We start from the raw sequence: 4,068 nt of genomic DNA on the forward strand, positions 1-4,068 counted from the left end.
ACAACCCGGGGGGGCGGCCGGCGGCTCGGCCGGGAAGAGGTTCTGGGCGGAGGCCACTGGCAGCGTTCCGGTGGCCAGCTTCACCCTCACCAAGCTGCGCTGGCTGGCCACGCACGAGCCGGAGCGGGCAGCCCAGGTGGCGGCCGTCTGCCTGCCGCACGACTGGCTGACCTGGCGGCTCGCCGGAGCACCGGGGCTGGACGCGCTGCGGACCGACCGGGGCGATGCCAGCGGCACCAGCTACTGGTCGCCGGCCACCGGGCAGTACCGGCTGGACCTGCTGGAGCGGGGCTTCGGCCGGCGGTTGATGCTGCCCGAGGTGCTCGGTCCGGCGGATTCGGCGGGAAAGCTGTCCGACGTACTGGGTGGGCCGGGCGGGGCCCTGCTCGGTGCGGGCACCGGGGACAACGCCGCCGCCGCGCTCGGTGTCGGTGCCGGGCCCGGTGACGTGATCGTCTCGATCGGCACCTCCGGCACCGTGTTCAGCGTCGCCGACGTCCCCGCCGCTGACGAGAGTGGTGCGGTGGCGGGCTTCGCCGACGCGTCCGGTCGCTTCCTGCCGCTGGTCGCCACGCTCAACGCGGCCCGGGTGCTGGACGCCGCCGCGGCGATGCTTGGCGTCACCCTGGACGAGCTGGCCGAGCTGGCGCTCTCCGCGCCAGCCGGGGCGGACGGGCTGGTCATGGTGCCCTACCTGGAGGGTGAGCGGACGCCGAACCGACCGCTCGCCACCGGTGCGGTGCACGGCCTGACCCTGCGTACATCGACCCCCGCGCACCTGGCGCGGGCCGCCGTGGAGGGCATGCTCTGCGCGCTCGCCGACGGGTTGGACGCGCTGACCGCGCAGGGCGCGACCGCTCGCCGGGTCATCCTGATCGGCGGTGGGGCCCGGTCGGCTGCGGTGCGGCAGATCGCCCCGCAGGTCTTCGGCTGCCCGGTCGTCGTCCCGCCGGCCGGGGAGTACGTCGCCGACGGTGCCGCCCGCCAGGCCGCCTGGGTCGCCCTGGGCGGCGACGCGCCGCCGGTCTGGGCGGTCGAGGGCACCGAGGAGTACGCCGCGGCGGCTGTCCCCGCGGTGCGCGACCAGTACGCCGCGGCCCGCGGGTTGGTGCTCGACCGGCGCTGACCGTCGGGATCGACGCGCGGGTGGGTGCCGGTCGACGGTGACCGGCACCCACCCGCGTGACGACCTCCTGCACGCGGTCTGGTTGGCTGCCGGTCATGACGGTGACCAGTGGCGGGCCCGGCCTGCGCCCGCATGGTCGGGGCGGTGGGCGGGCGCACCGGTTGTACAGCGTGGTGGTGTTCGTGCTGCTCGCCTCGCTGGACAACGTGGCGATCGGGCTGGTCCCCCCGCTGTACGGCCCGATCTCCGACGCGTTCGACGTGTCCGGTCGGCTGCTCGGCGTGGTCACCGCGGTCAGTTTCCTGGTCAGCGCGGTCGCGGCGGTCGGCTGGGCGTACGTCGGTGACCACACCAACCGTAAACCGCTGCTCATGGTGGGCACCCTGCTCTGGGCGGCGGGCACCGGCGGCAGCGCGCTCGCCGGCGGCTACCTGACGTTCCTGGCCGCGCAACTGGTCGCGGCGGTCGGTCTCGGCGCGGTCGGCTCGGTGGGCTTCTCCGTGGTGACCGACCTGATCTCGCCGACCCGACGCGGGCTGGTGATGAGCTTCTGGGGGCTCTCCCAGGGGGTCGGCACCCTCGCGGGCACTCTCCTCGGCGGGCTGCTCGGGGCTGCCGACTGGCGTCGGCCGTTCCTGCTGTTGACCGGCGTCGGCCTCGTCGCCACGGTGGCCTACCTGTTCACGTACGACGTTCGGCGTGGCCAGAGTGAGCCGGAACTGGCCGGCAGGTTGGACGCCGGCGCCGAGTACGACTACCGGATCAGCCGCGCCGACCTGCCGCGCATCCTGGCCCGGCGGACCAACCGGTGGCTGATCCTGCAGGGCCTGACCGCGCAGGCCGCGTTCGGCTCGTTGGTCTGGCTGCCGGTGCTGTTCGCCGAACGGGCCGAGGCCCAGGGCTACTCCACGTCGACAGCTGTGGTGGTGGGCAGCGTCTTCGCCACCCTGTTCCAGCTCGGTGGGGTGCTGTCCATCGTGGGCGGGTTGATCGGTGACGCCGTGCAACGGCGTACCCCGCGAGGTCGGGCACTCGTCGCCTCGATCGGCATCCTCGCCGCGCTGCCGTTCTACCTGGTGTTGTTCTTCGTGCCGGTGACCATCGACGTGCCGGACGGCGCGAGCGGCGGCGCGGTGGTGGGTGCGGTACTGGCCAGTGTGTTCACCGAGCCGTCGGTAGGGCTGAGCCTGCTCACCGCCGTCGTGGCGCTCGCGTTGACGTCGGCCAACTCGCCGAACTGGTTCGCGTTGATCGCCGACGTCAACCCACCGGAGCACCGGGGCACTGTCTACAGCCTGGGCAACCTGGTGAACGGGGTCGGTCGCGCCGCCGGGAACGGGCTGGTCGGGGTGGCCTTCCAGGCGCTGCGAGCGGCGTTCCCGCCACCGCTGAACTTCGCCGTCGGGCTGGCCGCGTTCCAGCTCTTCTTCATCCCGACGGGGGTCATGTACTGGCTCGCCTCGCGAACCTCACCGGCGGACATCGACAACGTGCGCGACCTGCTGCACACCCGGGCCGACCGCCTCTGACCGCCGACCTACTCTCCCTGATCCGCGCAACATCAGGGAAAGTGCTGCCTTGGGCGAGCGTGAGGGGCCAACATCCCTGATGTTGCGCGGATCTTGGCCCCTCACGGCGTGCGGATCAGCCTCGCAGCCAGACGGTGACGTCGGCCGGGAGCGCACCGTCGTCGTCCAGGGGCGCGCTGGCGGCGAGCACCTCGGCGTTGGCCGGCACCGGCACCGGGGCGGCACCGAAGTTGGTCAGCACGGTCAGCTCACCGTTGCGGAAGCTCAGCACCTCGTCACCCGAGGACAACCACTCCAGGGTCCCGCGACCCAGCCCGTGGGCGCGACGCAACCGCAATGCCGTGCGGTACAGCTCGTACGTCGAACCGGGCACGTCGCGCTGGCGGTCCAGCGCGTACTCCGCCCAGAGCGCGGGCTGCGGCAACCAGCTCGCGTCGGTCGGCCCGAAGCCGTACGACGGGGCGTCGGCCTCCCACGGGATCGGCACCCGGCAGCCGTCCCGGCCGCGTTGGGTGTGCCCGCTGCGTGCCCAGGTCGGGTCCTGCCGGGCCTCGTCGGGCAGGGTGGTGTGCTCGGGCAGCCCCAGCTCCTCACCCTGGTAGAGGTACGCGGAGCCGGGCAGCGCCAGCATCAGCAGGGTGGCCGCCCGGGCCCGGCGCAGACCGAGTGCGGCGTCCGGCTGCGGGTCGCCGATGCCGATGCCGTTGGGGCGTACGGTGCCGATCGGCAGACCGAGCCGGGAGGCGTGCCGCACCACGTCGTGGTTGGACAGCACCCAGGTCGTCGGTGCGCCGACCGAGTCGGTCGCCTCCAACGAACGGGTGATCACCGCGTACTGGGCCGGTGCGCTCCACGCGGCGAGCAGGTACTCGAAGTTGAACGCCTGGTGCATCTCGTCCGGGCGAACGTAGCGGGCCAGCCGCTCGGCCGGTTCCACCCATGCCTCGGCGACCAGCACCCGCTCGCCGGGGTAGCTGTCCAACACCTGCCGCCACTGCCGGTAGATCTCGTGCACGCCGTCCTGGTCCCACATCGGCGGGCGGGGCTTGTCGATCTCGTTGCCGGAGAGGATCTCCTGCGGCTCCTGCCAGTCGGCCAGGTCGGCCTGCTTGATGAGGCCGTGCGCGACGTCGACCCGGAAGCCGTCCACGCCGCGGTCCAACCAGAAGCGCAGTACGTCCAGGAACTCCGCGTGCACCTCCGGGTTGTCCCAGTTGAGGTCCGGCTGCCCGGTGTCGAACAGGTGCAGGTACCACTGGCCGGGCTGTCCGTCGGCGTCGACCGTCCGGGTCCAGGCCGGACCACCGAAGACGCTCTGCCAGTCGTTCGGCGGCTGGTCGCCGGCCGGACCACGGCCGTCCCGGAAGACGTACCGCGACCGTTCCGCGCTGCCGGGGGGAGACGTCCACCCGG

At 73.0% G+C, this 4,068-nt stretch carries 3 protein-coding genes; 2 read left to right on the plus strand and 1 reads right to left on the minus strand.

The genetic code is table 11. The annotated features are described in order from the left end of the window. On the plus strand, nt 1–1,126 hold a 1,126-nt coding region (locus tag AB0B48_RS32130; protein ID WP_357208183.1), incomplete at its 5' end, for an FGGY-family carbohydrate kinase. Nucleotides 1,127–1,221: 95 nt separating this feature from the next. Then, nucleotides 1,222–2,655 carry an MFS transporter gene (locus AB0B48_RS32135; protein ID WP_357208185.1) on the plus strand — a complete coding sequence of 478 codons (1,434 nt, stop codon included), beginning with the start codon at nt 1,222–1,224 and terminating at the stop codon, nt 2,653–2,655. 115 nt (nt 2,656–2,770) lie between these two features. Here AB0B48_RS32135 and AB0B48_RS32140 read toward each other — a convergent pair. Next, a partial coding sequence (locus AB0B48_RS32140; RefSeq protein WP_357208187.1) for an alpha-amylase family glycosyl hydrolase occupies nt 2,771–4,068 on the minus strand: 1,298 nt, incomplete at its 5' end.

The sequence above is a fragment of the Micromonospora sp. NPDC049089 genome, from assembly GCF_040648775.1.
Lineage (GTDB): Bacteria > Actinomycetota > Actinomycetes > Mycobacteriales > Micromonosporaceae > Micromonospora.

Bases quoted from the DNA above. Each gene is read 5' to 3' on its own strand.
- AB0B48_RS32135 (WP_357208185.1), top strand. From the start codon at position 1,222: ATGACGGTGACCAGTGGCGGGCCCGGCCTGCGCCCGCATGGTCGGGGC.